Consider the following 26502-nt stretch of genomic DNA (forward strand, 5'->3'; position numbering starts at 1 on the left):
TATTTTATTTTAAAACATTCAGAATTTTCTGCAGCTCTGCATTTCCACTTCCCTGATAGTTGTTGATAATAATCGAAAATACATATTTTTTTCCATCTTTTGCGGTGTGGTATCCTGCAAAAGATTTGGTATCTCTCATGGTTCCGCTTTTCATCTTCATTCCATTCTCCTGAACAGGAAATCCATCGTAGTATGCTTCAAACCAGGATTGCTTTTTAGCATATAAAAGTGCCTGTACTTCTGCTTTTGCTGCTGCATAATTCTGTGGTGAAAGTCCGCTGCCATCAGCAAAATTGATCATATTAGGATTGATTCCTTTTGATTTCCAGAATTCTTTCAGATAAGAAACCCCGCTTTTGAAACTTGAATTTCCTTTTTTCTCTTTTCCTAAGGTCTTAATCAATGTTTCTCCATACAGGTTGATACTTTTCCTTAGAAACCAATAGACAATTTTATCCAGAGTTGGAGATTGGTAAGTCAAAAGAATGTTATTTTTAGGAGCTTCCAATGCCTGTTTTCCTTCTATTTCAAGCTGTGAATTCGTTACCGTTTTTCCTGAAATTTCAATTCCTAATTCTTTCAGCCATTGTTTCACTTCTGCTGCCAGCTGTAAAGGCGGATTAGGAGTAGAACCGGAAACCGTTACTGTTTTTCCTGCCGGAAGCATTCCGTTAATCAGCGCGACATCAGAATGAGGTGCGGTAAAGATAAGACTCTGGTCAGAACTTCCGCCTGCTTTCAGATCATTTAGCCATTTTACACCTTCCAGGGGATAAGAAAAGTTTTTAAAATCGGTTCCGTTAATATTGATATCAAACTGGTTTTCTTTCCAGTTGATTCCCCACACACCGGCTCCGTAATAATTCCCAAGGTCATCCCAAGGCCAGCCTCCGGGAATCGTCTGATGGTCAAAATAAGAATCATCAATCACCAGATCTCCGGATATTTTTGTAATTCCTGAGTTTTTAATGGCCTCAATCAGCTTCTTTTTAAAATTTTCGGGTTTATAGGCATCATATCTCCAGCTTCCTAATGTAGGATCACCATTGGAACTGATGAAAAGGTTTCCGTTTAGTGTTCCTCCGGATATGTTTCCGGAATAGCTTGAAGTGGTTGTAAAAGTATAATTTTTACCTAAAGTTTCCAGTGCAGCACCAGCGGTAAAAATTTTCTGTGTAGAAGCAGTAGAAAGTCCCTTACTTCCCTGATATTCGTATATAAAGTTGCCATTTTCATCTGAAACATAGAATGATAAACTGGAAGAAACCGTTCCTGAAGAATCCATGAGGTCTTTGGTTACTTTATCCAGTTTCTGAGCAATATTCTGCGCAGCAACCATCTGTACAGAGAGTATGAGAACAGCAAGTGTTTTTTTCATTAAATTGTTATTTGGGTCTAAATGCACAGGTTTCCAATAGGGTTCTCAACCAGTATCTGAACCTTGTTCATTGATTTAAATTCTAATCAAATATAGTTAAAATAAAAGCTTTTCATATTCCCGGAGATCTTCGGAGCTGAAAAGAATCTGGTGGTCAGGCGATTTTTCAAATGAACGGTCATGGGTGAAATATTTTTCGTAATCATCTTCATCCATAAAAATATCCATCTGGCATTCTTTTATATAGTTTGATTTTTCTCCGTAATCTTCTATAAAATATCCTGATCTATTCCATTGTTCATTATGGCAGCGCAGGCAATTTTTTTGATGTACAGCTTTATAACCACATATTTCACAGTCTTCTAAACTTTGGAATAATGTTGAAATTTCATTTCGCCTGTCTTCCGGAAAAAGCGAGAGAGGAATTGTTTTTAACAGCAGATAATAATTAGGTTCCTGCCATGAAAAATAAAATGGTTCTTCTTGTCCTTTTATATGAACCCACATTCTTTGAAGATCATATTCCAGATCAGCTTTTACGATATTTTTAATATTCAGAAGGGTTTTATTATCTCTTCTGATGTTCTGTTGAGTATCAATTTCAATAACAGGCTGCTGTTCCAGAAAATGATTCAGACACAATGTAGTCTGCCAGGAACCTATCATTCTCATTTTACCTTCACTGCCACAGATCTCGCAAGTCTTCACCGACAATTCTGAATATTTGTCTTTGATATTTTTAAGCTTGTTATTAAGCATTTCGTCCTCAGAATACGTATAGCACCTCAACCCACCGAATTTTTCCTTTCCAAAAACACGGTGTTCCATATTCCAGCCTGCGATGGCAAATTCAAACAGCAATTTTCGGATCAGTTGCTCCCATCCGGTACTGTTCACTGAAAAATTAGTCAGATTACGTTCTATAAAAAGATTGATCTCCTCTTTGTTCATTAAAGTCTGCTTCCTGCTTCTATTTCGTAAGGCTCTTTACCTTTTTCAAAAATCCTTGTCAGCTCATTTCCTTCTACCGTAATAGAATCTGCTGTTCTTCTGATCCAGTTTCCTTCTCTAAGACCTACTACTTTGATATCATTCTGGGTAAGGAACTCCTGAATACGGGTTTCTCTGGTTTCTCCGTTATGCTTCAAATCCGGGTTAGGATCAAGATAATGTGGATTGATATTGAAAGGAACCAGTCCCATACAGTCAAAACTTGGCGGATATACAATCGGCATATCGTTCGTTGTCTTCATATTCTGACCTCCGATATTGCTTCCTGCACTGCATCCAAGATATGCTTTTCCTCCTGCTACATTTTCTTTCAGGACAGACATCAATCCTTCTTCATGTAATGTTTTAACCAATAAAAAGGTATTTCCGCCTCCGGTAAAGTAGCCTTTTGCCTGATTCAGGGCTTCTTTTTTATCTTCAAATTCATAAAGGCCTTTTACTTTTATGTTGATTGTTTCAAAGAAAGAGCGTGCTTTTGCTGTATAATCATCATGGGAAATTCCGCCTGGTCTTGCGAAAGGGATAAATACAATTTCGTCAATTCCTTTATAGAGTTGGATTAATTCTTCTCTTAAGTATTCCAGATATTCCCCGCCAAAAAGGGTAGATGTTGAAGCTAATATGATATTCATACCACTAAATTATATTTATTAATAAAAAAATGAATGACAAAGATAGCTTCAAACATTAACGAATCAAAAATTAAACTAAAAAAAACATGTTTCCCGTTAATATTTTCTAAAAAACCTTAAAGCTTCTAAAATTTAAGATTTTGTGGAATTATTATTGAATTTTAGATTTCGAATTTAAAATATAAGATTATGAAAATGAGTACAATTAATAGTAGAAATCTATTTTTAGGTTTGATACTGGCAGGAAGTGTAAGTCTTGTAAACGCGCAAACGACTCAACCGGAAACTTCGGCAGCAACGAGTCAGACAAGCAACCCAACGATTGACGGTCTTAAAAAACAGATTGAGGCCAACCCAAAGGATACGGAATCCTTAGCAAAATTAGCAGCAGCTTATCAGGAAGCTTCAGACTGGCCCAATGCCATTGATACCTGGAAGAAAATCTCTGCTTTATTACCGGACTGGGCTCCATCTTACTATAGCCAGGCTTATGCTTATCAGTCTGCAAAAGATGATGCCAATGCAAAACTGGCTTATGAAAAGTATATTGCAACCGTAAAACCGGAAGAAGTAGAGCAAAATAAGAAAAATCTGGCGTATGCCTATTTCTATATTGCCTTTGCAGAACAGCAAACAGATCCTAATAAGGCAAAAGAGCACATTGCTAAATCTATACAGTATGATCCTACCAATCAGGACGCTGTAAAGCTTAGCAAAGCTTTAAATTCTTAATAGAATGAAAATGCCGGAAAGTTTTTCCGGCATTTTTTGTTTGCATCTAACTTTAATTTAACGCAAAGGTTTATTTTACTTACCATTTATTTTAAGAGAGCAAAGAGATGCGACATCGTCGCTGAAGAAGCTTTATGAAAAATACTGAATAAATACTATTCATATATTCTCCACTTTCAACTCTTATTCAATCATTTTTCCGAAAAAATCTGTTTCACCGTGTAAATGGCGGATGATTTTCTCGATATTCCGCTGGATACTGGCTTCGGTTTTTAAATTGTTGATATAACGAACCAGTTCGTGCCTTCTTGAGGGAATCAGATTTTGGAAGTTTTCTGTTGCCAGAGAACTTTCTTTAATTGCTTTTTCCAATTGAGGATGAATAGCAATACTTCTGTCAGAATCATCATATTCCAATACAACTTCTATAACTTCTCCAATTCTCTTCGGGGAATTTTTCAACATTGTCAGATTCACATACAGCCTCCATTCACCCAGATATTTCATCAGGTTTTGTTTAAAATCCTGCCCGTTTACTGTTCCTTTTACGGGAATCGGACTTTTATTTTTTCCTGAATCATCAAAAATCCTGTCCAAAATCTCTTCCGGAACAAATACAAAAGGATTAATCCCTATGATTTCCAATGTGGCTGTAAAACTATTGCTTTTCATGGATAACAAATATAAACTGATTTTGCAGAAATACAAATTAGGTGATAGGTGATAGGTGATAGGTGATAGGTGATAGGTGATAGGTGATAGGTGATAGGTGCAAAATTAATTGTTTGTCTGAAGAGCAACCCAGGACTTATATTTTTTCACTCTATAAGCTCTTATCTTCTGCTCTCCTACTCTGAAACATCCCCCTTTCTATAACTCCCAACCCCTCAAACGTGAATCTCCGTAACTCAAAATTCATATCCCAGAACTCAATTAATTCCCTATCTTTGTATCAATAAATCTATTTAACAAAATGAAATTTTTTATTGACACAGCTAATTTAGAGCAAATCAAGGAAGCGAGAGATCTTGGAATTTTAGATGGTGTAACAACCAACCCTTCATTAATGGCAAAGGAAGGAATCCAGGGATCTGAAGCGATCAAAAACCATTACAAAACGATCTGCGAACTTGTAGATGGAGATATTTCTGCGGAAGTTCTTTCTACAACGTATGAAGAAATGATTAAAGAAGGAGACGAATTGGCTGCTATTCACCCTAATATCGTCGTAAAGATCCCGATGATTAAAGACGGTATCAAAGCTTTAAAATATTTTTCTGATAAAGGAATCAGAACTAACTGTACATTGATCTTCTCTTCAGGACAGGCTCTTTTAGCAGCAAAAGCAGGAGCTACTTATGTTTCTCCATTCTTAGGAAGATTAGATGATATTTCTACAGACGGTCTGAACCTTATTCAGGAAATCAGATTGATTTTTGATAACTATATGTTCGAAACTGAAATCTTAGCGGCTTCTATCCGTCATTCAATGCACATCATTGACTGTGCTAAAATTGGAGCTGATGTAATTACATCTCCACTGCCTCCGATCTTGAGCTTATTGAAGCACCCATTAACAGACAGCGGATTGGCTCAGTTCATTGCTGATTCTCAGAAATTAGCATAATAACTGATTCTTATTCAGATATAAAAAACCCGGAACGATGTTCCGGGTTTTTATTTTTATAGGATTATTTATTTCAGCAGATCCAGCTCAAGAATATTATTCTGCTTTTTCAGATCATTTTTCCTTTTTATTTCTTTATCTTTTTGTGCTTTATCAACAGGAATCAATTTCCCTGACTCATCTATTTCCTGCATTTCAATTCCCTGAGCCATCATCTGTTTTTCACTTTTCATAGGATCGATAAGGTAGTCTTTAAAAGCTTTTCTATACTTGGTTTCATTTACTGTAACAAGAGCATTAAACCGTTCTTTTTCTTTGGTACTCTGCCATTCATATTCTTCAGGGAGTTTTTTATTTCCTTTTAATTCGAAGGAATGAGTCTGGGAAGCATCTTCAAGTTTTACAATTAATCCCGGAAGCCCATGAAATTTATAGGGACCATCCTGAATAGGAAGGTCTGTTGTAAACCAGGCTGTCCATTTTCTTCCGGCGAAGTTGCAGACTGCTTTTTGTGCTTTGAATCCGCCAATCTCTGCTTTATCTGATAATATTTTCCATTCTTGTTTTCTGGCATCCTGAACCCTATATTCATCAGCAGCAAGGTTCGTGAAAAAATTCACTGAATAATCCGGATACATCTTTTCAACACTATAACTTATTTTGCCCTTAAATTTAATTCCAGAAAAATCTAATTCTTTAACTCCCATCTGAAGCTGTCTTTCCATAGCAGAAGTCATAAGAGAATCTGATTCAAAAGCATCTTTACTGTAAAATTTTGATCCTTTTGCCGCAACATCTAAAAGCATCATTTCTACTTCCGGTTTGTCTTTAGCTGTAGAATCCAGGGCATATTTGTATTCATAAATAAACCTTTGATTCTGGGCATTAGTGAGTACGGCCAATATAAGGCTGAATAGAATGATCAATTTTCTCATGGTTAGGTGGATATCGTTTTTTAATTCTGTTCTGTAATCTTTTTAACAACTTTACATGGGTTTCCCACAGCTACTGCATTATCCGGAATATCTTTCGTGACAACACTTCCTGCACCAATCACTGAGTTATTTCCAATGGAAACTCCGGGAAGCACAACGACATTTCCTCCCAGCCAGACATTATCTCCTACTTTAATGGGATGTGCGTATTCAAGTCCTTCATTTCTCTGCTTTGCATCTAGCGGATGGCCTGCTGTATAAAAGCTGCAATTGGGACCAATAAATACATTATCACCAAACTCTACTTTGGCACAATCTAAGATAACAAGGTTATGATTGGCATAGAAGTTCTCTCCTACTTTTATATTATTGCCGTTATGTCGTATACAACATAATGGAAATAATGTTGACAATTCAGTTATGTTGACAAATAGCGAAAAAATATCTTTTTGGCGGCTTTTCTACTAATTTAAGCGCAACATTTCTGCCTATTTGCACGTTTTTTGCTCATTCTTTGTAAGAATATCTGTAAAAGTAAGGTCGTGTTTAATCGTATATTTAAAGATCCTTGCACAATAAAAATCCATGAAGAAGCGCCCCTATATAAGGAAAGGGTTGATTATCTCAAACCCCTATTGGATAAAGGATACACGGTAAAGTCGCTTCAAACTATAGAGAACCTTCTCATGAAGATTGTCCAATATCTCAATCTTCAAACCGACCAACCGATAACCATTCACGACATTAATAAGGCGGCAGATTTATATTCCCACAATAAGAAGAACCATACACGAATAGGTTTTATTTCTACAGCAACTATCTGGTTAAAAAAGCTCAATCTTCTGGAACTTACACAGGAAGAGCGAATACCTATTTTCAATATGCTTTTTAAAAATAGAAGCTGGCTTTTACAACAAACTATGAAGCCGTTGTTAAAAGAGCGTGCCGCATATTTACAGCTTCAGGTTGATGGTGGGGCGAAAAAGAAAACATTACGGGTAATTGCAGAGTATTTAGTCGTTATTGTGGATTATTTGAATTTTAGCACCTTACGATTAGTGACGACAAAGGAAGTAGAACAGGCTGCTAATCTGTGGGCTGGAAGAAAATCATATCATTTTAGAAAAAATGATTTTTCAATTGAGGCTAAAAATAGATTTATTGGGCTGTCTCTTAAATGGCTAAATTATCTGGGGTGTTTAATGGTAATAAAAAAGGAACCGTTTCCATTTTTCTGCCAAGAACTAACTGCCTATGTTCAATATATGCGGAATGAAAAAGGTCTATCAGAATATACTATTGATGGACAATGCAGAAGGCTTACCTATTTTCTTAAATACATTTCTCTCAAATATAAATCATTATCAGATATCTCGATACAAATTATAGATAGGCTGATAATAAAATTACTTGATGGAAAATCCAGAGTCAGTGTAAGAGACCTTGTGAGTGCATTTCGGGTATTTCTAAGATTTGCCGAGAGTAGGCGCTGGTGCAGAAAGGGGTTAGCTGATTCTATAAAAATACCGATGGTGTATAAACAAGCATCACTTCCTTACCCTCCGCAATGGAAAGATGTCCAAAGATTGATTGCCGGCTGCAATACGGAAAGCCCAACAGGTATTCGTGATAGAGCTATTCTTATGTTACTTGCTGTATATGGTATGAGACGCAGCGAAATTATCAAACTTCAGATGGATGATATTGATTGGGAAAATGATAGAATTTATATTAGAAGATCAAAGCGGTCCAGACCACAAATATTTCCACTATCGCAGAGTGTTGGTAGTGCCATAATTCATTATCTGCAAAAAATAAGACCAAATAATATTCCTATAAAAGAAGTTTTCCTCACCACCCTTGCGCCTTATAGAGAGTTATCTGGTCAAACGGTATATAACATTGTTGAAAAGCGGTTAAGACCAATGCAATTAGGAATTGCTCATCATGGTCCTCATGCTTTACGCCACGGTTGTGCGACCCATCTAATAAATAATGGGATAAGTTTGAATGAAGTCCGTGATCATTTGGGTCAATTAAGTATGGATGCAGCACGAATATATGCGAAGGTCGACCTGGTCAACCTTCGTAAAATATCCGAATTTAGTTTAAAAGGATTGCTATGAAACTTAAACAAGTCATTGACAAATATATCACCTATAGAAAAACGTTAGGTACAAAATTTCGGATGCCGTCAATCTATTTGAAGTCATTTGTAAATAAAATAGGATCATCGGTACCTGTTGAAACCGTCAGTAAAGGGGCAGTTGAACAATTTTTATATGGAAATTCTAAAGTTGTAACGGGTGCGTGGTTTGCCAGATATTCAGCCTTAAATGGACTTTATGACTATTTATTGATTCGTGATTATGTTAAAAAATCACCCCTGCCTAATATTCTACCGGCACGTCCTAAAGGACTAACCGCCTATATTTTCACTAATCATGAGCTAAAGTCAATTTTTCGAGCTGCCTTAATCTACCCGAAAAGAAGAAGCAATATCTCTCCATACATGGTTCAAACTGTTCTTTTTATTACATATGCGTTGGGTTTACGAATTAGTGAAACGCTTTCTATAAAGTTAAAGGATATTGACATGAATAATTTAGTTATTATATTACGCGGAAGTAAGTTTTACAAATCACGATTGGTTACTTTCAATATAGAGGTAAAAGCTGTACTTAGAGCTTTTTTGGACTGGAGGACAGATCATAACCAAACTGATTTTGCAGATGCTGATGTATTTTTAAATGATGACAATCTACCTGTAAGTACTGCTTGTATCGAGAAAATATTTGAAAAAATAAGGAACAAAGCAGGAATCAAACGCGATGATGGTGGACGATATCAACCCCGTATACATGATCTTAGGCATACTTTCGCTGTTAACAGATTAATAAATTGTTATAAAAAAGGAAATGACCCACAAAAATACCTGACGATCTTATCTGTATATATGGGACATGCACATTATGCTTATACAGCCACATATCTGGCAATGACCGATGAGCTTCTTCAGCAAGCCAATAGACGTTTTGAGAGATATCTTAAAAATATAAAGTCATGAGAAACGATCAATATTTAAGTGTTTGGATAACACGATTTTTCCTAGAATATCTGGATAATATTAAGAAACTGGCGAAAAATACACAATGGAGTTATAACGATACATTCCGGTTACTATTACCATTCGTGGCCCGAAAAAATAAAAAACATTTTGATCAGTTGCTTATCCCCGATATAAAACCTGAGATCATTAAGTCTTTTCTTTTCGATTTGGAGCAAACCCGTAAATGTTCAATTGCAACAAGAAATGTACGACTGTCTTGTATCCATGCTTTTGCAGAGTTTGTAGGTATAAGTTGCCCAAAGTATATGAATTGGTGTCGACAGATACGAAGTATTCCATTTAAAAAAAAGCAAAAAACAGCAATCCGACCTCTTGAGGATTCAGAAATGAATGCCATGTTGGAAGCTCCCAACAAACAAACACTCCTCGGGAAAAGGGACTATATTCTTTTGTTATTTATGTCTAATACTGGTGTTAGAGCAGATGAAGTGGCTAATGTATTGATTTCTGATTTATCAATCCCGCTCGTTCCCAAAAGAAATTATTCCTCAGTGCGTATAAGAGGTAAGGGAAACAAAGAAAGATTTTGCCCTCTTTGGGAAAGAACTGTAAACGAATTAATACCTTTTATAGCTGGTAGAGATATCTCAGAACATGTTTTTCTAAATCGCTCGAAAAATCCACTGACCAGATTTGGAATTTATATCATTGTAAAACGGTATGCCATGAAAATCGCGGAAAAGTTTCCGGCTGTTCTCCAAAAGCGTGTAAGCCCGCATACAATTCGGCATACTACCGCTACACAATTATTAGATGCAGGTGTAGATTTTGAAACAGTTAAAAATTGGCTTGGTCATGCATCATTTAATTCTACTCTGATATATACTGATGTCAGTATTAAAAGAAAGACTGCTGCTATCGCTCTTAGTGAGCCTGACTCAAATAGTGAATTAATAGATTGGCATACAGAGCATAATATAATGAGTTTTTTAAAAGATCTAAGAGGCTGTAGGGGGAAATGAACCGTGCTTAGAATTGCGAATGATGAATCATTTGAACAGATTTTTTATTTAAGTAATTGCTTAAATAAAAAATCTGTTCTATATTTGCACAATGGAAATTACATGTATTAGACAAAACGCAGATATTAAACAAATAATTCGCTGCAAAGAAAAAGTTTTAGAATTAAATGATTCTTTTGATAAACTATCAAATGAGCTTGTTCTTGTTGGCAACAATGTAAGGTTGAGAATACTTTTTTTATTCTTTGAAGAAAGAAAACTTTGCGTTTGTGATTTGGGAGATATTTTAGGGATGACAGTTCCAGCAATTTCACAACATCTAAAAAAATTAAAAGAAGGAAAATTTATTCAGGCAGAAAAAGTAGCACAAACTATTTTTTATTCTTTGACACCGGAATATGAAAAACTATTGGATCCATTTTTCAAAGTGCTTAATATAAAAAAAACTGTAGAGTTATTTTAGAATGAAAACAGATAATAAACTTATTAGTACTGGACTAGTTACAGCAGCAGCATCATCATTATGTTGTATTATGCCGGTTCTATCAATTGTAGCCGGTTCAAGCGGGATTGTTTCCTCATTTTCGTGGCTTGAGCCTTTTCGCCCCTATTTCATAATCTTGACTATCTGCATTCTAAGTTTTGCTTGGTATCAAAAACTTAGAATAAATAAAAAAAAAGACTGTATTTGTGACACCTCCAAAAAAACAAGTTTTATGCAATCAAAATCATTTTTAGTAATTATTACCGTTATATCGGTTTTACTTTCATCATTTCCGAGTTATGCTCAAATCTTTGTTCCGAAGACAAAAAGCACGGCAATTGTTACCTCGACTTCTAAAATTCAGAAAGTTGAATTTACTATTAAAGGAATGACTTGTTCTGGTTGTGAACATCACGTAAAGACAGAAATCAGCAAACTAAAAGGCATTGTTGAAGTTGTTGTTTCTTACGAAAAAGGCAACGCCACTGTAAAGTTTGATAACAAACAAACCAACATCGAGCAAATCGAAAAAGCTATCAACTCAACAGGTTACAAATCAGTAAAAAGCAAAATTATTTCATAATGAACACAATTTTAATATCAGAAATCACTTGTCCAAATTGCGGACATAAAAAAACTGAAACTATGCCAACGGAAGCTTGCGCTTACTTTTATGAATGTGAGCATTGTAAGAGCAGATTGAAGCCATTACATGGAGATTGTTGTGTTTTTTGTAGTTATGGGACGGTTCCTTGTCCACCAATTCAGTCAGGGAAAAATTGTTGCAAGTAAAATTACTTAACTTATCAATGTTATCGAAAATTTGAATAGAATGTCATCTTCAATGCTATTGCCTATTACTCATGATTGTTTTAATATCAAGTTCATCTCTAAAGATGAAAAATATAGTTCATGGCTAAGTTCCAACTAAATATTATGTGGTCTTCAAGATTTATATGTGGCCTATAATTAAGTATACAGCTGGTAAAGATTCGGGAACATTAACATAATACAGTACACAACATTATATCCGTAATCACACCAGAAATTGGGTTCTATGCAGATATTTTCTTTTATATTACCAATTATTCTCTGGAGCAGTTCATACCTCCTTTCTGTATCTGAGTTTTTCAGTCCATTATATTCCTGACACAGATCTTTGCAGGCAATACGTTCCCGAATCAGTTCTTGGTCATAATTAGCATTGTATAAAAGTCCTGCTTCACATTTTTCCTTTTCTGTCATGATATAAAATTCTAAGTCCTGGGATTAAAGATACACAATACAAAAAAAATACAGTAAGATTATTATAACCTTACTGTATTTTAAATAAATAGAAACTGCTTATTTATAAAGCTCCGGTTCTATTTTATTGTTATTTTTTACCTGTTCTTCTTTTGCTCTTTTTTCGATATTTCTGTACATTTCATTGACATCAATACTTTTCCCATCCTGATTTTTCATCTGTACCACAGCTCCTGCAGGAAGAGTACTCATGGTTTGCTTCATATCTTTTGTAGGATCCGTAAGATAATCTTTCCAGGCTTTTTTAAACTGTTTTTTGTTTATCTCAATTTCTTTACCTCCTAAGCCAATTGTAGTAAGACCCGGTATTTGCACATCTTCTTCTGATGCGGCTTCCGTTTTCTTGTTACCGATTAAAGTCATAATGTGAGATCCTGTTTTATCTTCAATTTTAATGATAAGCCCCGGCAGTCCATAGAATTTATAGGGACCATCCTGGAATGGGATATCTGTAGAAAACCAAGCTGTCCAGCTTCTGCCACCAAAATTTGTGGTTGCTTTTTGCGTGTTATAATCGCCAATTTTCTGTTTTTCGGGAAGAATTTTCCATTCAGGTTTTTGATCTTCCGGAATTTTATAGGTTGTATTTCCAATATTTTCAGAGAATGAAACACTATAATCCGGATATTTTTTCGTGACCGTTGAAAAAGTCGTTCCAGGCTTTATATTTCTCTTGATATTGATGCTTCCTCCGAATCCGCCTTTCATCTGCTTGGCGATATCTGCTTTCATTGTTGAATCAGCAACAAATTTTTCGCGGCTGTAATATTTAGATCCGTTTTTATCAATATCCAGCAGCATAACATCACTTTTCACGTCTGCTTTATTGGTTGAATCAGAGATGTATTTATAGTCATAAAAGAACCTGTTCACTTGCGCGTTCATGGCTACGCTTAAAAATGCTAATAAAATGAAATAACTTTTTTTCATAATTTATGTATTATACAGATCGTAATAAAAAAGCTCTGCCAATGGAGTACTGACAAAGCTTTTTTGGAACTTTATTTCTTTGTCTCAATTCTTACTTCTCCTTTCTTCACTTCCCCATCCTTTTGGGTATTGACCATTACTTTTGAAATATTAGCAGAATTCAAAGCGTTAACATCATCTTTGGATGCTTCTCTTCCATCAATGTAATACTTATAGTTGTGATCATCATTACCGTTAATGCTAAACTTTTTCACCCCATTCATGGCAATGTTTCCGTTACCGTCTTTTTTGATGAAATCAGCGTGCATTACCATAACCTTAGGAGCAGAAGTTGTCATGGTAAAGTTACCAGCTCTGAAACTTTGTGCTGTTTTTTCAGCTTCCACACGTATTTTTTCGCTTTCTTTTCTTATTCTATCCCCTTCTATTCTGGCTTTTTCTCCTTTGATAAGGAATACAGCACTTTCAGCTCTTGCTCTGTCTCCTTCTAACCGGGCTTTCTCCCCCTCTATTCTGGCTTTCTCTCCTTCTACTCTGGCTTTTGCTGCTTCTTTCATAGCTTTTTTAGCTTCTGCCATTGCTTTACGTACTTCCTCTTTTTCTTTAGGGCTCAGATCCTTATAGTAAACGGTATTATTATTTTTAAAATAAACTACTTTAGGAGATTTTGGAGCCTGAGGTTCATCTGGTGCATTGGGCGGTGTGGGAGGAACCATCTCTTTTACTACTCTTGCAGCCTCTCTTCCCGCTTTTTTAGCTGCTCTTTTTATTTTACGAAGTTCTTTCTTATCCAGAGGATCCATATTTTCAAGTTCCTTCATCTGATTTTTCCATTCAGTAGAATTGAAATATTTATCAACTTCAACTTTGGAAGCAATCTCTCCTATCTCTGATGCCAGGTTACTTATTTCTTCAATTTTATCACTGAAGGCATCACTTTCCGGATCCAATCCGTCCAGTTCCTTCTCTTTTTCTTTTATCTTTTTCTCAAGATCGGTCAATTTTGTATGATCTTCCGGTGATACAGATTTTAATCCTGTGATATTTCCCTGAACTGATTTTTCAGGTCTTACTGTATCTTTTTTGATTTCTGAAACTACTTTTTTAATAGAAAGGTTTGTTTCTTCAATCTCTCTGTTCTTCGCATTTACCAGATAAGCAAAAGCTACGGTAAATAACACCGGCAATGCAAGAATTCTTCGCGCATATCCGAACTTGGTTTTTGGTTTTTGTAACATTTTAAGTCTTTTTTTAAGGTTTGAACTTAGAAACGGACTGGCAGCAGGCAACTGTGTTCCGGAAAAGTGGCTTGCTAAAAGCATCTGCGCAAATGCTTTGGTGTCCGATTGTTGTACGGCTTTTTTATCAGCCAGATACTCGTGGATGAGAGTAATTTCTTTTTTGATAATATGAAAAAACGGATTGAACCAGAAAACAGAAGTAATAATCTCGATAAAAATTTTATCAAAAGAATGTTTCTGTTCAATATGTACCATCTCATGCTTTAAAATCTGTTTCCCAATATCAGAATGCAGTGTGATAGCATTCTTCCAGAAAAGGTTCTTAAAGTATGAAAACGGGGCTTCGCTAAGGTCTGTACGGTAAAAGTTGATCCCGTCAAAACTTTCTTTCTGAAACTGTTTTTTAAACTGCTGGATTTTGAAAATCCCATAGATAAGCTTCCCTAAAAAATAGAGAGAAACCAGTCCCAGAGTTGAAAAAATAATGTTAAAATAAAGGTTACCATTGTTTATATTTTTTTCTGAATTAAAATTCTGAATCTTGTCAAGAAGCATATACATATCATTATTTACTTCTATCGTAAAATCATCTACTTTGATAAGTGGCAGCAGCAGCGATATCACAATTGCCGCCAACAGATAAAATCTGTTATAATGATGGAATGTCTTGTCCTTTAAAGACAACTGGTAATACAAAAATGTTACACCCGAACATAAAATTGTTTTCCCAAAGTATAAAAGTATTGCTTCCATAGGTACTAGTCTTTCTTTTTGAGTTCATTCAATAACATCTCAAGATCTTCTACAGTCATTTCGTTTTTTTCTACCAGAAATGAAACGGCACTTTTGTAGGAGCCTTTAAAATAGTTTTTCACAAGACTCTTCATCGTTTTCCCGGAATACTGTTCTTTTGAAACCAGCGGAAAATACTCATGCTGTCTTCCGTGTACGCGATAGTCTACAAATTCTTTGTCTTTCAATACTTTTAAAATGGTAGAGACCGTATTGGTATGCGGTTTAGGGTCCGGAAAAAGATCAAGAACATCCTTTAGGAATCCTTTTTCTATTTTCCATAAATACTGCATTACCTGCTCTTCTGCTTTTGTTAAAGTCTGAATTTTCATATCCTGTTCAATTATCAATTATTGTGATATAAAGTATCCAATTCTATATCACTAAGAAATTAGTTATACAAATGTAGAAATAAAAATGAATCAAACAACTATTTTTTTAGTGATAAACATAACTTATGATATATCTTTCTGATAATCAGCAAAATAAAATTAGTTAAAATATATTAATTTTGTAAAGGAGTGAAATACTCACCTGCTTAATCCACAGAAAAAGAGTCATTTCAGGGATAAATTCTTAAAACTTGTTAAATTTTATTAAATAAAATTAAAATGAATTTGTTTTAACCGGGAAATTATATTTATTTTAGTGCTTTAAAAATTTCTCATGAAAAGATATAATTTATTGATTGTACTATTACTGCTTATTTTCAACGTTACTACAGCACAAAAGAAGGGTTCTCCTGCTGCTGATCTGAGCATATTAAAGGATACGAAATCAAAAATCGAAGCTACCGTTCCATTGGTTATTCAACATCTTCAGACCATTGCTACAAAAGAAGGGGATAATAATATCGTAACGAACGGAAAGATTGCTGTAGGTAAAGAATATGGTATTTTAGAATCTGAATGGTTTTTATACAGAAACAATATGAAAAACTGTATTCTGAACAACTCATCCAAAAAAGCAAAGAAATGTATGGAATATCATAACAATATGATGAGAGGTACAATGATTAATTATAACAATTATATTACCAACCTTACAAGAAAGAACGGATATCTTGGAGTGGAGGGTGATACAAAATTTGATTTCAAACCTGCTGATATCGCTACAAAATTGAGTGAAGCTTACTTCAATGCCAACGATGCTGCCGGAAGAATGAAAGCGGATCAGAAAAGAGACTTTTTGGGACAGACCATGTCTGATGACAACAAGCTTACTCCTTACGCTCAATTGCCTCAATAATATTTAATTTTAAAATAATAAGTCCCACTTTTTCAGAGTGGGATTTTTTTTACTACTTTTTTCATTTTATATTCTGTCACCCATGCTTCATATCTTTACTGCGATCAATTCCTATATCAGTTCAATGCTTGATAATAAAGATACTCCACCTGTTTCTTTATCACTCGAGGGGATGATGGCTATCTTCACGAAACTGCAAAAAGATGAACTTCCCAAAAATACTATTTTGGTAAAGCCCGGCCATATCTGCCGGCACATCTATTTTATAGAGAAAGGAGCAGCCCGTATCTTTTACTATAAAGATGAAAAGGATATCACAGACGGTTTCAGAGGAGAAGAAACTCTGCTGTTGTCCATTATCAGCTTTATCCGCCAAAAACCTGATAAACGAGGAATAGAACTTCTGGATGATTGCGTCCTCTGGAAACTAAGCTATGATCACCTTGAAGAACTTTCCGAAAAATTCCCGGATATTCAGTATCTGTACAGAATGATCATGAGCAGTGTATTGATTATGACCCAGAACAGAATTGACAGAATGCTGTTTCAAACTGCGGAAGAACGGTATGACGACTTTATAAAATCGCATCCCAGAGCTGCGGAGCTTCTTACACTAGGCATGATCGCCTCATTTTTGGGAATTACTCAGGAGACGCTAAGCAGAATCAGATCCAAAAAATAAAGCGTTTTTGATATTTGTCAAAACATTTCTTTTTTTATTTGATTTTTGTCAAATTGACTATCAAGACTGCCTCAATATCTTTGAAAAAAAAGATATGACAAAGAAATCGATTCTATTTTTATTCCTGCTAATCTCTTGTGTTTTTTACAGTCAGCAATGGCAGACCGAAACAATTCAGCACAGTTCCGGGCTCAGGGAATATTCCATTTATGTACCATCTAATTATAATTCTCAAAATCCGGCTTCGCTCGTTATCACATTACATGGGTTGGGAGATACCATGAATAACTTTAGGAATATTGGCTTTGCAGCTCTCGCTGAAACGAATAACATCATTGTGATCTGCCCACAGGCATTAAGTGATCCTTTATCCGGAACAGCTTGGAACTCAGGAGCGGGATATCCTTTTTATACTCCTAATGCCAATGTAGATGATATTGGATTTATCAGCAGCCTGATTGATTCAGTAAAGCAAACCTACAGTATTAATCCTAACAAAGTTTTCGCCTGTGGTTTTTCTATGGGAGGATTTATGACAGAAAGACTGGCTTTGTTTTTAAACGATAAAATAAAGGTTTTTGCTTCTGTAGCGGGAACTTTCGGAAACGGAATTCTACCTGTTGCCGCGGGAACTCCGGGACGTCCTGTATCTATCGCTCATTTTCATGGCACCTCTGATGCTACGATTGGCTACAGCAACAATAATTTCGGAAATTCTGTAGATCAAATGATCAATTACTGGAAAAACAACAACTTATCAAACAGTACCCCGGTACATACCCTTCTTCCTAATACCGCCAATGACGGACTTACTGTAGATCACTACAAATACACCAGTCCAAGCAATAATTCTGTTATTGAACTTTATAAGGTGAACAATGCAGATCATGTGTGGCTTACTCCACAAAATGATATTTCCTACACTCAGAAGATATGGGAATTCTTTACCCAGAACAGCAGTAATCTATCCGTTTCGGAAGTATTGGCCAACGATAAAGAGTTCTCAGTATATCCTGTTCCTGCAAAAGATTTTATCCACTTACGTTTTCCTAAAAACTATTCTGATATTGAGCTGGCAATCTATGATCTTACCGGAAAACTCATGCTATCTGAAAAAATAAAATTAAAAAGTAATACTGAATATACTTTAGATTTAAAAGCTGGGAAACTGATCAAGGGAAACTATCTATTAACGGTTAAAAATGATCACAATCCTAACCGTGTTACCAAAAAAATAATCATAAACTAGTTCATGACTCTTTAAAAGCATCCTCGTTTACATTTAAAATCAATTAATCATTTTAGAAAGCATGGGTAAAGCAAAAAATCTCTGCCGGAAAAAGCAGTTTTGTGGTACTAATCATAAAACTCTTGGGGAAAAAGTAGAAAATTAGGCAGAGATTTTTTTGCATACACTCTACAGATCAACTGTCCTACCCATGATCTGTAAAAGCTTTACAAAAATAGGACTATGCCCTCTACCATTGACAGAATGCCTTGTAGAATTAAATGTTCAGAATTGTAGAACTAATACTACTAAAAGAAAAAAAGGAAGTGGGAAAAAATTTACACTCGAAAATAACATAATTTTAATATATCATCTAAAGCTTTATTCTCCTGCGGCAGATTCTTACTTCCCACTTCCGATTCCCCACCTAAAAATTATCTGCCGCTTTAATCTCTATTTCCACCAATGGTAATAATTGTGCAACCCATCATATTCAAATCCACAACGGGGATATAAAGTATTTCCGATATCATTTGTTTTTTCGGTTTCAAGCATCAATCCGCATGCTCCCGTTTCTTCACACCATTGTTTACTACGGTTAATTAATGCTACAGAAAGTCCTTTTCCTCTGTACTCCGGATGAACAAACAAATCGCTTAGCAACCATTGTTTCTGTAGTTTGGTATAGTGAAACAGTTTGTAAAGCTGTACAAACCCCACTGCCCTTTCTTCAGCCATCACAAGAAAGATATCTGATTCACTGTTTAAAAACCGTTCTTTGAGAAAAACTTTTCCTTTTTCAATGTCTGATTCCTGTCTGTAAAAAACACGGTAAAGATTGAATAATTCTGCTGTTTCATCAAGATCCTCAAGGCTGGCCTTTTTAATACTGTAATTCATCGTTATATTTATTTTTATTAACAGGACAAAAGTAGCTTTAAACAGGACCAGACTTATCATCCAGATTGGTATTATAATGATAGTCCAGAAAGGTCAAACTAAAGATAATACCGCATGTTTCGGATTTTCTTACTCTGGATAACTTCGGATTTTTGCAGTATAAAATCAAATCAATGAAAGATATTATTCATAAACTCAAAAATACAGATTGGCAGCATCTTACGGAAACAATGCACAAAAATGGATATGCAGTAGTTTCCAATCTGTTATCAGATCAGGAGTGTGAAATATTGAAGACGAATTATGACAAACCCGATTCTTACCGTAAAACAGTGGTCATGGTAAGACATCGTTTCGGTCTTGGTGAATATAAATACTTTGATTATCCGCTTCCCGAAATTATTCAGACCATACGAACGAATATCTATCCGTATCTGGCTCCTATTGCCAACTCATGGTTTAAAGCCTTACATATTGACACTCAATTTCCCTTAGATCATCAGGAATTTTTACAACAATGTCATACTAATGGCCAACAAAAAGCAACTGTTTTAATTTTGAAATATAAAGCAGGCGGCTTTAATACTTTGCATCAGGATTTATATGGTGATGTATACTTTCCTATTCAAATCGTGTTAATGCTCAGCGAACCTGATAAAGATTTTACAGGTGGAGAATTTGTACTTACCCAGCAGATCCCGAGGGCTCAATCAAAAGCAATTGTTTTAAAACCTAAAAAAGGAGATGCCCTCATTTTCACCACTCAATTTAAACCTGAAAAGGGAACCAAAGGCTATTACAGAGTCAATATGAAGCATGGAATAAGTGAAGTTCAGGAAGGCAGCCGATATGCGCTGGGAATTATTTTCCATGATGCAATTAGCTAGTAAAACACACTTAATTACTTCCAACCTAATTTTAACCTAAACTATAACCCCTCAATCATAAATATGATCCAGCATTCTCAACTATCACCCAAGAGCTTAAGAAGTAAAATTCACAGTCAGGATATTCGTTTTGGAGGAAATAAAAAACTGAAGATTTACGGATTGCTTGGTTGTGGTTCAGGAAAAAGGATGAAAATAGAAAACAGAATTTTCTTTAAAGATGAAGAAGAGGCCTTACAAAACAACTATCGTCCTTGTGGACACTGCATGAAAGAGGCATACAAGCAATGGAAACAAAAAATGTTCAGCCAGATTGCTTCACATTGTTCGCAATGACAGGATAGCATAAAAAAATCGGTATAACTGTCGTTATACCGATTTTAGTTTAGTAGCGGGAACCGGACTCGAACCGATGACCTTCGGGTTATGAGCCCGACGAGCTACCTACTGCTCCATCCCGCGGTGTATTTTTAGAGTGCCTACCGAAAGCACTTACTTAGTAGCGGGAACCGGACTCGAACCGATGACCTTCGGGTTATGAGCCCGACGAGCTACCTACTGCTCCATCCCGCGGTGTATTTTTAGAGTGTTTACCGAAAACACTTAACTTAGTAGCGGGAACCGGACTCGAACCGATGACCTTCGGGTTATGAGCCCGACGAGCTACCTACTGCTCCATCCCGCGGTGTATTTTTAGAGTGCTTACCGAAAGCACTTAACTTAGTAGCGGGAACCGGACTCGAACCGATGACCTTCGGGTTATGAGCCCGACGAGCTACCTACTGCTCCATCCCGCGATATTGGATTGCAAAGGTACGAATATTTTTCACAAATCCTAATTTTTCTTTTAAATAAAGGACTTTTATGAAAACTATTTTATTATTTGTATCTTTGTTTTATGGCAAAAATATTAAAAATTTACCCAGACAACCCACAGGAAAATCTTGTGAATGAGGTTATTAAAACTTTAAATAATGGCGGGCTGATTATCTATCCTTCTGATACGATATATGCTTTAGGCTGTAATATTTTTGATATAAAAGCCATGGAAAAACTGGCTCAGCTCAAAAAAATGAAGCTTGAGAAGTCAAAATTCTCGATTATCTGTAATGATCTCAGCCATCTTTCGGACTTTACAAGACCTATTGACACCTCGGTTTTCAGATTTTTGAAAAGTCATCTTCCCGGACCGTTTACTTTTATCCTTGAAGCTAATAAAAGTTTACCTTTAGCATATAAAGGTCATAAAACAATAGGTATCCGTGTTCCTGATCACCCGATCCCACAGCTTATCGTTGAAAAACTAGGACATCCTATTGCTTCCACTTCCATTAAAGATGATGATGAAATCCTTGAATATTCTACCGATCCGGAACTGATTGCTGAGAAATATGACCATTTGGTAGATATCGTTATTGACTCAGGATATGGAGATAATGTGGCTTCTACTATTGTAGATCTCACTTCCGGAGAACCGGAAATTATCCGTCAGGGAAAAGGAATTATTTAATTCAAAAATGTAGAATTCAAGGTTTAGGGTTATTGAATTATGGGGTTTAATGGGAAATATTCTATAGGAATTTTACTCACTTTTGTGCTTTTGGTTGCAGCAATGCTTTATACTTTCCCGGTTATCAATCTGATTACAGGAATAAGAGGAATTACGGCAGACAGCTTTTTTCTCAGTAGAATTGTGATCTGGATTGTTTTGATCATCGTATTTCTATATAATACGTTTATTGAGAAAGGTTCATTTTTATTAAAAAAAGAAACTCTATATTCTCTCTTATTTTATATAAAGGCTGTTCTGAGTTTATATTTTATCTGCATGATTGGCGGAGCAGTTTTGAATGCCATAATCCTTTTTTTTATCCCTGAAAAAATAAGTGATAAGCTTCTTAACCTTGTACCCATTTTTAAAAACAATTATTTTCTAATTATTTTCTTGTGCCTTACCGCTGCTATTGTAGAAGAATTCCTGATGCGGGGTTATATACAGCCCAGGATTGAAAAAATCTATAATAATCCGAATGCCGGAGTGATTGTTTCATCCATTTTATTTGGAATTCTGCACAGCACCTATGGTACCGTAGGTCAGGTTCTCGGACCTTTCTTTATTGGAATTGTTTTTGCCCTGTTTTATAAACGCTATTCAAATATTAAAATTCTGATCATCTGTCATTTTATGATTGACTTTATCTCTCTGATGACCTTGAATTTTATTAATATTAAACATTTATCTGTATTTTAACATTATGAAAATTATAACATCTCCTGCAAAATTAATGAACGTAGAAAACTCAACAGATCTGTTGAAATCTTCTACTCCAAGATTCATTGAAGACGCAGCATTTATACAATCTTATTTAAAAGAAAAATCTCCAAAATACCTTTCCGAGCTCATGGAAATATCGCCTAAACTGGCTGATGAAAACTGGGAAAGAAATCAAAAATGGAAATCAAAACCTACCGCAAAAGAATCTGCTCCAGCGATGTTTGCGTTTACAGGGGAAGTCTACAGAGGACTGGATGCCAAGACTCTGGATAAAAGTGCAGTAGACTATCTGCAGAAAAACTACAGAATGCTTTCCGGGCTTTACGGTCTTCTGAAACCATCTGATAAAGTAATGCTTTACAGACTTGAAATGGGACGTCCTTTTGAGTTTGAACAATACAAAAATCTGTATGGGTTTTGGAGAGAAAAGATCACAGAACAATTGAATTCTGAAATGAAAAAAGGGGAAGTACTTCTTCACCTTGCCAGCAATGAATATGGGAAAGTAATCGACAGAAAAAAGCTGAATCATACAGTGATCGATTTTGATTTTTATGAGTTAAAAGACGGAAAACTGAAAACCATTGTTGTATACACTAAGCATGCTAGAGGTCTTGTGGTAAGATTTTGTGCTGAAACGAATGCCAAAACACTGGAAGATGTAAAAGCGTTCAATTATGACGGTTACAGAATTGATGAAGAGAAGTCTACAGATACTAAACTGGTTTTTACAAGATAAATGACAATTTCAGCATTTAAAAAATATTTCAAAACAGAACTTTCCGATCTTTATACAGAGTCGGAAAGCACGTTTTTATCCTCGTTATTTATTCATCAGACAGTAGGTTTTGATCATTTTCAGCAAAGAAGATTTTCTGAGCAGGAGCTTCTGACAGATGATGAAGAGAAGCTTTCTCATTTGGTTTCAGAACTCAAAACAGGAAGGCCTTATCAGCAGATTCTTGGGGAGACTGAGTTTTATGGAATGAAGTTCTTTGTGGATGAAAATGTACTGATTCCCCGCCCTGAAACGGAAGAGCTGCTGGAGATTGCTATCAGAGAAGTTCAACGTTTAAAGCTTAAGGTTAAAGGGTTAAAGATTTTGGACATAGGAACCGGAAGTGGAGTGATTCCTTTGGTTTTAAAGAAGCATTTTCCTGAAGCTGTAGTTTCATCAATAGACTTTTCAGAAAAAGCACTGCAAACTGCTAAAAAAAATGCAGATTATCATCAACTGGAAATACAATTTATCCATGCTGACTATCTGAATTTTGAGCCGGTTGAAAGCTATGATATCATTATTTCTAATCCCCCGTATATAGGTATTGAGGAAGAGATTGAAATTGCAGACTCCGTGAAAGAATTTGAACCTAAAATGGCCCTTTTCTCTCCCACTGCTGATGCTTTGATCTTTTACAAAAAAATAGCAGAAGATGCTAAAAAGTACCTTAATGAGAACGGGCTTTTGTTCCTGGAAATCAATCAGAAATTAGGTCCTGAAACTCTGGAACTGTATCAATATTTCTCTAACGCTCAATTATTGAAGGATTTATCTGAAAATGACCGGTTTATTTATGGAAAGAAATAAGTAATTTTGTTTCCATGCGTCTAACCTATGAAAACTTTAACATGGAACACCTTCATTGGTATTTCTCTGATTTTACAACTAATATCTTGTAAACAGCATCCTGAGGATGTTGTGAATGCGTACTATAAGAAAGGAGAATTCAACGGCTCTGTTCTGATCGTAAAAAACGGCCGGGTCGTATGTGATACAGCTTTGGGTTTCCGTACTATTGAAAAAGGACTCCAATCTGATAAAAACACCTCTTTTTATATTGCCTCTCTCAGCAAACCTTTTACGGCTGCTGCGATTATGATTTTAGAACAAAAAGGGTTATTGAAGCTGGATGACAAGGCATCTCAATTCATTGGACTTCCTGAATACGTTAACGATATCACAATCAGGCAGCTTTTGCACCATACATCAGGAATCAGGGATTATGAGAATTTATTTTCGAAAAAAGGATTGACCAATCAGGAAGTGATTGACTGGCTGTTTAGCCTTAAAAATCTTGATTTTGTTCCTGACAGTAAGTTTAGATACAGCAACAGCGGATATATCATTCTTTCTCAGATTATCGAAAAAGTTTCCGGGAAATCTTATCGTACCATGATTCATGAGCAGATCATCACGCCTTTGAAGATGAACAATACCTATGTGTATGAGCCTTCTACAATTATTCAAAATAAAGCATTAGGTTATAATCAACAGAATAAACCTGATGATTATTCCATCTTAACAACTGGTGATGGTGGAATCTACTCTACTCCTGGAGATTTGTATAAATTTGATCAGGCCTTGCGGAATTATACTTTGATCAGTAAAGAAAATACAGCGCTTATGTATACTCCTGCAAAACTCTCCGGCGGTCAGATTTCAAACTACGGATTTGCCTGGTTTATAGAAGCTGAAAAGGGTGAAAAAACTGCAATGCATACAGGGGGTTTGAATGGTTTCAAAGCTTTATTCTGGAGAGATCTGGAGCATAACAGTTGTATTATAGCACTTACTAATCAGGGAGATGCATTCCCTTTAGGTAACTTTTTAAATGACATCAAAAAAACAATTCAATAAAGAAGATGACTATTCAATCTCACGAAATTAATACAATAAAAATTGCAGAAGTTATTTCTGATCACATGATCATCCAATCTGCACAGGACGGGCTGGATCTCATGGGAAATGTTTATTATCAAGGTTTTGACAAAGTCATTCTTTATGAAAAAAACATCACTCCTGAATTCTTCGATTTAAAAACAAAAATTGCAGGTGAAATTCTTCAAAAATTCTCAAACTATCGTATCGGACTGGTTATTATAGGCGATTTTGATCAATATGAGAGTAAAAGCCTGAAAGACTTTATTTTTGAAAGCAACAAAACAAAACACGTGAATTTTCTCAAATCACTGGAAGATGCGTTGGATAATTTATCAAAATAAATTCTTTTGAGACAATTCGCTCAAAACATACAACTTATCAGATTTTTAAGGATCATTTTTTTTATAATACCTCGTATTTCAAAAAATGCAATGATTTGAATGTTAAAAATAATCTACTTATCCTGCCATATTAGTGAAAATTTAAATCAATAATCGATAATTTAACTAACAAATAAAGTTAAATTAAATTTAATCTACTGAAAACCAAATATTAAGTAGATTATTCGTATGTTTGCAAAAACACAAAGGATTATGAATTTTACTATTCTAAAGGCTTATATTTTATATAATAGGGCCACTTAACTCAATTCTCTTTTTGACACTTTCAGATAAGACATAGATGTTTCTATGACGCATTCTTGTTGTATCTGTTACGTTGGAACCTAAGGTCTCCTTATACTATTGTATTGGTATAATTCATGGTTTGAATGAATTGAAGACGTATTAATTACAATATGAATTAAGCTGGCAGGAAAGTATTTTTCATAAAAACACACAACACAAAAAAACATATAATACACAGATAAAAAATTATTAAAGACATCATGATTAAAAAATTATTTCTACCAATCGTTTTAGTAAGTTCGTTTACATTTGCCCAGATAGGGATTAACACACCCCAACCTGATCAAAGTGCAATTCTGGATGTTTACAGCCCTAATAAAGGGATGCTGATCCCAAGGCTTACTACTGCAAAAAGAGATGCCATTGTCAATCCGGCTACCTCACTTCTTATTTATGATACAGATAAAAAATGTTTAAGCCAGAACATTGGAACACCTACCAAACCAGATTGGTTATGTATCAGTAATAACGCTGTAAAAATGTTTTACATGCCTAGTGTTTCTTTTGATACTTCCACCAACGCAACCGGCAGAACTAAAGATTTATATACGTTGTATAAAACACAGTTCGGGTCTCCAAAGGCGAAAAGTACCAGTGCTCCTGCCTCTATTCCTTTTTTCCCGTCAAGCAAAGACCTTTATTATTATGTAACAGATGCTGATCCTAATGTATTCAGTAATATTTCTATTTCTGATGACGGGGTAATGACCTATGACGTAAAAGCAGCTGCAACAGACTGTTCTTTTATTAATATTGTTTTTGTTGTTAAATAATG

Annotated in this window: 31 protein-coding genes and 4 tRNA genes; 20 read left to right on the plus strand and 15 right to left on the minus strand. The window is 35.3% G+C overall.

The genetic code is table 11. The features are described from left to right. Positions 1 to 4 precede the first annotated feature (4 nt). The 3 genes from dacB to pepE all read right to left on the minus strand — a co-directional run bounded on the left by dacB (position 5) and on the right by pepE (position 3021). Positions 5 to 1378, minus strand: coding sequence for a D-alanyl-D-alanine carboxypeptidase/D-alanyl-D-alanine endopeptidase (dacB, locus tag AC57AW_RS15630; protein ID WP_496352619.1), 1374 nt, complete (start codon positions 1376 to 1378; stop codon positions 5 to 7). Positions 1379 to 1474: 96 nt separating this feature from the next. Then, complete coding sequence (locus tag AC57AW_RS15635) at positions 1475 to 2329, minus strand: hypothetical protein (RefSeq protein ID WP_496352620.1); 855 nt, start codon at positions 2327 to 2329, stop codon at positions 1475 to 1477. Beyond that, the gene (pepE, locus tag AC57AW_RS15640; protein WP_496352621.1) at positions 2329 to 3021 is read right to left on the minus strand and encodes a dipeptidase PepE; all 693 of its coding nucleotides are present in this window, start codon (positions 3019 to 3021) and stop codon (positions 2329 to 2331) included. Before pepE ends, AC57AW_RS15635 begins: the two co-directional genes overlap by 1 nt. Positions 3022 to 3216: 195 nt before the next feature. Between pepE and AC57AW_RS15645 the strand changes: the two genes are divergently transcribed. Continuing rightward, positions 3217 to 3753, plus strand: a complete 537-nt coding sequence (locus AC57AW_RS15645; RefSeq protein ID WP_228460077.1) for a tetratricopeptide repeat protein — start codon at positions 3217 to 3219, stop codon at positions 3751 to 3753. 183 nt (positions 3754 to 3936) lie between these two features. Here AC57AW_RS15645 and AC57AW_RS15650 read toward each other — a convergent pair whose 3' ends face one another. Continuing rightward, a complete protein-coding gene (locus AC57AW_RS15650; RefSeq protein WP_496352622.1) occupies positions 3937 to 4425 on the minus strand; it encodes a YdeI/OmpD-associated family protein in 489 nt (162 codons plus the stop codon). A 301-nt stretch (positions 4426 to 4726) separates the two neighbouring features. On the opposite strand from AC57AW_RS15650, the gene fsa reads away from it, so the two are divergent. Then, complete coding sequence (gene fsa, locus AC57AW_RS15655) at positions 4727 to 5380, plus strand: fructose-6-phosphate aldolase (RefSeq protein ID WP_318845481.1); 654 nt, start codon at positions 4727 to 4729, stop codon at positions 5378 to 5380. 68 nt (positions 5381 to 5448) lie between these two features. Here fsa and AC57AW_RS15660 read toward each other — a convergent pair whose 3' ends face one another. After that, entirely contained in the window at positions 5449 to 6315 is an 867-nt protein-coding gene (locus tag AC57AW_RS15660; protein ID WP_496352623.1) for a GLPGLI family protein, read from the minus strand. A 20-nt stretch (positions 6316 to 6335) separates the two neighbouring features. After that, positions 6336 to 6728 (minus strand): sugar O-acetyltransferase, encoded by a 393-nt coding sequence (locus AC57AW_RS15665; protein ID WP_496352624.1) that lies wholly within the window; start codon positions 6726 to 6728, stop codon positions 6336 to 6338. A gap of 273 nt (positions 6729 to 7001) precedes the next feature. Between AC57AW_RS15665 and AC57AW_RS15670 the strand changes: the two genes are divergently transcribed. From AC57AW_RS15670 to AC57AW_RS15695, 6 genes are all read left to right on the plus strand, one after another. Next, positions 7002 to 8441: a site-specific integrase gene (locus AC57AW_RS15670; protein WP_496352625.1), complete on the plus strand. Its 1440-nt coding sequence runs from the start codon at positions 7002 to 7004 to the stop codon at positions 8439 to 8441. Next, entirely contained in the window at positions 8438 to 9382 is a 945-nt protein-coding gene (locus AC57AW_RS15675) for a tyrosine-type recombinase/integrase (RefSeq protein WP_496352626.1), read from the plus strand. Before AC57AW_RS15670 ends, AC57AW_RS15675 begins: the two co-directional genes overlap by 4 nt. Further along, positions 9379 to 10407, plus strand: coding sequence for a tyrosine-type recombinase/integrase (locus AC57AW_RS15680; protein WP_496352627.1), 1029 nt, complete (start codon positions 9379 to 9381; stop codon positions 10405 to 10407). The genes AC57AW_RS15675 and AC57AW_RS15680 overlap by 4 nt, the downstream gene beginning before the upstream one ends. Positions 10408 to 10498: 91 nt before the next feature. After that, the gene (locus tag AC57AW_RS15685; RefSeq protein WP_496352628.1) at positions 10499 to 10870 is read left to right on the plus strand and encodes an ArsR/SmtB family transcription factor; all 372 of its coding nucleotides are present in this window, start codon (positions 10499 to 10501) and stop codon (positions 10868 to 10870) included. Between the two features lies 1 nt (position 10871). Continuing rightward, entirely contained in the window at positions 10872 to 11474 is a 603-nt protein-coding gene (gene merTP, locus AC57AW_RS15690; RefSeq protein ID WP_496352629.1) for a mercuric transport protein MerTP, read from the plus strand. Then, positions 11474 to 11683: a GDCCVxC domain-containing (seleno)protein gene (locus AC57AW_RS15695; protein ID WP_496352630.1), complete on the plus strand. Its 210-nt coding sequence runs from the start codon at positions 11474 to 11476 to the stop codon at positions 11681 to 11683. Before merTP ends, AC57AW_RS15695 begins: the two co-directional genes overlap by 1 nt. A 177-nt stretch (positions 11684 to 11860) precedes the next feature. Here AC57AW_RS15695 and AC57AW_RS15700 read toward each other — a convergent pair whose 3' ends face one another. The 4 genes from AC57AW_RS15700 to AC57AW_RS15715 all read right to left on the minus strand — a co-directional run bounded on the left by AC57AW_RS15700 (position 11861) and on the right by AC57AW_RS15715 (position 15491). Further along, the gene (locus tag AC57AW_RS15700; protein ID WP_496352631.1) at positions 11861 to 12136 is read right to left on the minus strand and encodes a maltose acetyltransferase domain-containing protein; all 276 of its coding nucleotides are present in this window, start codon (positions 12134 to 12136) and stop codon (positions 11861 to 11863) included. Between the two features lie 99 nt (positions 12137 to 12235). Then, a complete protein-coding gene (locus AC57AW_RS15705; protein ID WP_496352632.1) occupies positions 12236 to 13126 on the minus strand; it encodes a GLPGLI family protein in 891 nt (296 codons plus the stop codon). 71 nt (positions 13127 to 13197) lie between these two features. Beyond that, the gene (locus AC57AW_RS15710; RefSeq protein ID WP_496352633.1) at positions 13198 to 15120 is read right to left on the minus strand and encodes a M56 family metallopeptidase; all 1923 of its coding nucleotides are present in this window, start codon (positions 15118 to 15120) and stop codon (positions 13198 to 13200) included. A 5-nt stretch (positions 15121 to 15125) separates the two neighbouring features. Next, positions 15126 to 15491 (minus strand): BlaI/MecI/CopY family transcriptional regulator, encoded by a 366-nt coding sequence (locus tag AC57AW_RS15715; protein ID WP_318845476.1) that lies wholly within the window; start codon positions 15489 to 15491, stop codon positions 15126 to 15128. A gap of 334 nt (positions 15492 to 15825) precedes the next feature. Here AC57AW_RS15715 and AC57AW_RS15720 point away from each other — a divergent pair, with 334 nt between their 5' ends. From AC57AW_RS15720 to AC57AW_RS15730, 3 genes are all read left to right on the plus strand, one after another. Continuing rightward, positions 15826 to 16407: a hypothetical protein gene (locus tag AC57AW_RS15720; RefSeq protein ID WP_318845475.1), complete on the plus strand. Its 582-nt coding sequence runs from the start codon at positions 15826 to 15828 to the stop codon at positions 16405 to 16407. Between the two features lie 82 nt (positions 16408 to 16489). Continuing rightward, positions 16490 to 17089, plus strand: a complete 600-nt coding sequence (locus AC57AW_RS15725) for a Crp/Fnr family transcriptional regulator (RefSeq protein ID WP_496352634.1) — start codon at positions 16490 to 16492, stop codon at positions 17087 to 17089. Between the two features lie 94 nt (positions 17090 to 17183). Continuing rightward, on the plus strand, positions 17184 to 18338 hold the full coding sequence (locus AC57AW_RS15730; protein WP_496352635.1) for a T9SS type A sorting domain-containing protein: 1155 nt from the start codon (positions 17184 to 17186) through the stop codon (positions 18336 to 18338). A gap of 432 nt (positions 18339 to 18770) precedes the next feature. On the opposite strand, the gene AC57AW_RS15735 is transcribed toward AC57AW_RS15730, so the two are convergent. Next, positions 18771 to 19217, minus strand: a complete 447-nt coding sequence (locus tag AC57AW_RS15735) for a GNAT family N-acetyltransferase (RefSeq protein WP_496352636.1) — start codon at positions 19215 to 19217, stop codon at positions 18771 to 18773. Positions 19218 to 19390: 173 nt separating this feature from the next. On the opposite strand from AC57AW_RS15735, the gene AC57AW_RS15740 reads away from it, so the two are divergent. Beyond that, positions 19391 to 20104, plus strand: coding sequence for a 2OG-Fe(II) oxygenase (locus AC57AW_RS15740; protein WP_496352637.1), 714 nt, complete (start codon positions 19391 to 19393; stop codon positions 20102 to 20104). Between the two features lie 63 nt (positions 20105 to 20167). After that, the gene (locus AC57AW_RS15745) at positions 20168 to 20440 is read left to right on the plus strand and encodes an Ada metal-binding domain-containing protein (RefSeq protein ID WP_496352638.1); all 273 of its coding nucleotides are present in this window, start codon (positions 20168 to 20170) and stop codon (positions 20438 to 20440) included. Between the two features lie 53 nt (positions 20441 to 20493). On the opposite strand, the gene AC57AW_RS15750 is transcribed toward AC57AW_RS15745, so the two are convergent. The 4 genes from AC57AW_RS15750 to AC57AW_RS15765 form a co-directional block, all read right to left on the minus strand. Continuing rightward, positions 20494 to 20566, minus strand: a tRNA-Met gene (locus AC57AW_RS15750). 38 nt (positions 20567 to 20604) lie between these two features. Beyond that, positions 20605 to 20677, minus strand: a tRNA-Met gene (locus AC57AW_RS15755). Between the two features lie 39 nt (positions 20678 to 20716). Then, positions 20717 to 20789, minus strand: a tRNA-Met gene (locus AC57AW_RS15760). A 39-nt stretch (positions 20790 to 20828) separates the two neighbouring features. Then, positions 20829 to 20901, minus strand: a tRNA-Met gene (locus AC57AW_RS15765). Positions 20902 to 21002: 101 nt separating this feature from the next. Here AC57AW_RS15765 and AC57AW_RS15770 point away from each other — a divergent pair. The 7 genes from AC57AW_RS15770 to AC57AW_RS15800 all read left to right on the plus strand — a co-directional run bounded on the left by AC57AW_RS15770 (position 21003) and on the right by AC57AW_RS15800 (position 26500). Beyond that, entirely contained in the window at positions 21003 to 21614 is a 612-nt protein-coding gene (locus AC57AW_RS15770) for an L-threonylcarbamoyladenylate synthase (RefSeq protein ID WP_223600895.1), read from the plus strand. Positions 21615 to 21653: 39 nt separating this feature from the next. After that, positions 21654 to 22355 (plus strand): CPBP family intramembrane glutamic endopeptidase, encoded by a 702-nt coding sequence (locus AC57AW_RS15775; RefSeq protein ID WP_496352639.1) that lies wholly within the window; start codon positions 21654 to 21656, stop codon positions 22353 to 22355. Positions 22356 to 22359: 4 nt separating this feature from the next. Beyond that, a complete protein-coding gene (gene yaaA / locus AC57AW_RS15780) occupies positions 22360 to 23118 on the plus strand; it encodes a peroxide stress protein YaaA (RefSeq protein WP_496352640.1) in 759 nt (252 codons plus the stop codon). Continuing rightward, entirely contained in the window at positions 23119 to 23967 is an 849-nt protein-coding gene (prmC, locus tag AC57AW_RS15785; RefSeq protein WP_496352641.1) for a peptide chain release factor N(5)-glutamine methyltransferase, read from the plus strand. A 27-nt stretch (positions 23968 to 23994) separates the two neighbouring features. Continuing rightward, entirely contained in the window at positions 23995 to 25017 is a 1023-nt protein-coding gene (locus AC57AW_RS15790; RefSeq protein ID WP_496352642.1) for a serine hydrolase domain-containing protein, read from the plus strand. 5 nt (positions 25018 to 25022) lie between these two features. After that, entirely contained in the window at positions 25023 to 25382 is a 360-nt protein-coding gene (locus tag AC57AW_RS15795; RefSeq protein ID WP_496352643.1) for a DUF4180 domain-containing protein, read from the plus strand. Between the two features lie 545 nt (positions 25383 to 25927). Continuing rightward, positions 25928 to 26500: a phage tail-like protein gene (locus tag AC57AW_RS15800; protein WP_496352644.1), complete on the plus strand. Its 573-nt coding sequence runs from the start codon at positions 25928 to 25930 to the stop codon at positions 26498 to 26500. The last annotated feature ends 2 nt before the right edge of the window (positions 26501 to 26502 follow it).

This window comes from Chryseobacterium sp. BGA-UO-ETr-SB22 (assembly GCF_059567885.1).

What these genes read in the sequence shown, in the direction of transcription:
- dacB (WP_496352619.1), bottom strand. Translation starts at nt 1,378, where the DNA reads ATGAAAAAAACACTTGCTGTTCTCATACTCTCTGTACAGATGGTTGCT.
- AC57AW_RS15635 (WP_496352620.1), bottom strand. Translation starts at nt 2,329, where the DNA reads ATGAACAAAGAGGAGATCAATCTTTTTATAGAACGTAATCTGACTAAT.
- pepE (WP_496352621.1), bottom strand. Translation starts at nt 3,021, where the DNA reads ATGAATATCATATTAGCTTCAACATCTACCCTTTTTGGCGGGGAATAT.
- AC57AW_RS15645 (WP_228460077.1), top strand. Translation starts at nt 3,217, where the DNA reads ATGAGTACAATTAATAGTAGAAATCTATTTTTAGGTTTGATACTGGCA.
- AC57AW_RS15650 (WP_496352622.1), bottom strand. Translation starts at nt 4,425, where the DNA reads ATGAAAAGCAATAGTTTTACAGCCACATTGGAAATCATAGGGATTAAT.
- fsa (WP_318845481.1), top strand. Translation starts at nt 4,727, where the DNA reads ATGAAATTTTTTATTGACACAGCTAATTTAGAGCAAATCAAGGAAGCG.
- AC57AW_RS15660 (WP_496352623.1), bottom strand. Translation starts at nt 6,315, where the DNA reads ATGAGAAAATTGATCATTCTATTCAGCCTTATATTGGCCGTACTCACT.
- AC57AW_RS15670 (WP_496352625.1), top strand. Translation starts at nt 7,002, where the DNA reads ATGAAGATTGTCCAATATCTCAATCTTCAAACCGACCAACCGATAACC.
- AC57AW_RS15675 (WP_496352626.1), top strand. Translation starts at nt 8,438, where the DNA reads ATGAAACTTAAACAAGTCATTGACAAATATATCACCTATAGAAAAACG.
- AC57AW_RS15680 (WP_496352627.1), top strand. Translation starts at nt 9,379, where the DNA reads ATGAGAAACGATCAATATTTAAGTGTTTGGATAACACGATTTTTCCTA.
- AC57AW_RS15685 (WP_496352628.1), top strand. Translation starts at nt 10,499, where the DNA reads ATGGAAATTACATGTATTAGACAAAACGCAGATATTAAACAAATAATT.
- merTP (WP_496352629.1), top strand. Translation starts at nt 10,872, where the DNA reads ATGAAAACAGATAATAAACTTATTAGTACTGGACTAGTTACAGCAGCA.
- AC57AW_RS15695 (WP_496352630.1), top strand. Translation starts at nt 11,474, where the DNA reads ATGAACACAATTTTAATATCAGAAATCACTTGTCCAAATTGCGGACAT.
- AC57AW_RS15700 (WP_496352631.1), bottom strand. Translation starts at nt 12,136, where the DNA reads ATGACAGAAAAGGAAAAATGTGAAGCAGGACTTTTATACAATGCTAAT.
- AC57AW_RS15705 (WP_496352632.1), bottom strand. Translation starts at nt 13,126, where the DNA reads ATGAAAAAAAGTTATTTCATTTTATTAGCATTTTTAAGCGTAGCCATG.
- AC57AW_RS15710 (WP_496352633.1), bottom strand. Translation starts at nt 15,120, where the DNA reads ATGGAAGCAATACTTTTATACTTTGGGAAAACAATTTTATGTTCGGGT.
- AC57AW_RS15715 (WP_318845476.1), bottom strand. Translation starts at nt 15,491, where the DNA reads ATGAAAATTCAGACTTTAACAAAAGCAGAAGAGCAGGTAATGCAGTAT.
- AC57AW_RS15720 (WP_318845475.1), top strand. Translation starts at nt 15,826, where the DNA reads ATGAAAAGATATAATTTATTGATTGTACTATTACTGCTTATTTTCAAC.
- AC57AW_RS15725 (WP_496352634.1), top strand. Translation starts at nt 16,490, where the DNA reads ATGCTTCATATCTTTACTGCGATCAATTCCTATATCAGTTCAATGCTT.
- AC57AW_RS15730 (WP_496352635.1), top strand. Translation starts at nt 17,184, where the DNA reads ATGACAAAGAAATCGATTCTATTTTTATTCCTGCTAATCTCTTGTGTT.
- AC57AW_RS15735 (WP_496352636.1), bottom strand. Translation starts at nt 19,217, where the DNA reads ATGAATTACAGTATTAAAAAGGCCAGCCTTGAGGATCTTGATGAAACA.
- AC57AW_RS15740 (WP_496352637.1), top strand. Translation starts at nt 19,391, where the DNA reads ATGAAAGATATTATTCATAAACTCAAAAATACAGATTGGCAGCATCTT.
- AC57AW_RS15745 (WP_496352638.1), top strand. Translation starts at nt 20,168, where the DNA reads ATGATCCAGCATTCTCAACTATCACCCAAGAGCTTAAGAAGTAAAATT.
- AC57AW_RS15770 (WP_223600895.1), top strand. Translation starts at nt 21,003, where the DNA reads ATGGCAAAAATATTAAAAATTTACCCAGACAACCCACAGGAAAATCTT.
- AC57AW_RS15775 (WP_496352639.1), top strand. Translation starts at nt 21,654, where the DNA reads ATGGGGTTTAATGGGAAATATTCTATAGGAATTTTACTCACTTTTGTG.
- yaaA (WP_496352640.1), top strand. Translation starts at nt 22,360, where the DNA reads ATGAAAATTATAACATCTCCTGCAAAATTAATGAACGTAGAAAACTCA.
- prmC (WP_496352641.1), top strand. Translation starts at nt 23,119, where the DNA reads ATGACAATTTCAGCATTTAAAAAATATTTCAAAACAGAACTTTCCGAT.
- AC57AW_RS15790 (WP_496352642.1), top strand. Translation starts at nt 23,995, where the DNA reads ATGAAAACTTTAACATGGAACACCTTCATTGGTATTTCTCTGATTTTA.
- AC57AW_RS15795 (WP_496352643.1), top strand. Translation starts at nt 25,023, where the DNA reads ATGACTATTCAATCTCACGAAATTAATACAATAAAAATTGCAGAAGTT.
- AC57AW_RS15800 (WP_496352644.1), top strand. Translation starts at nt 25,928, where the DNA reads ATGATTAAAAAATTATTTCTACCAATCGTTTTAGTAAGTTCGTTTACA.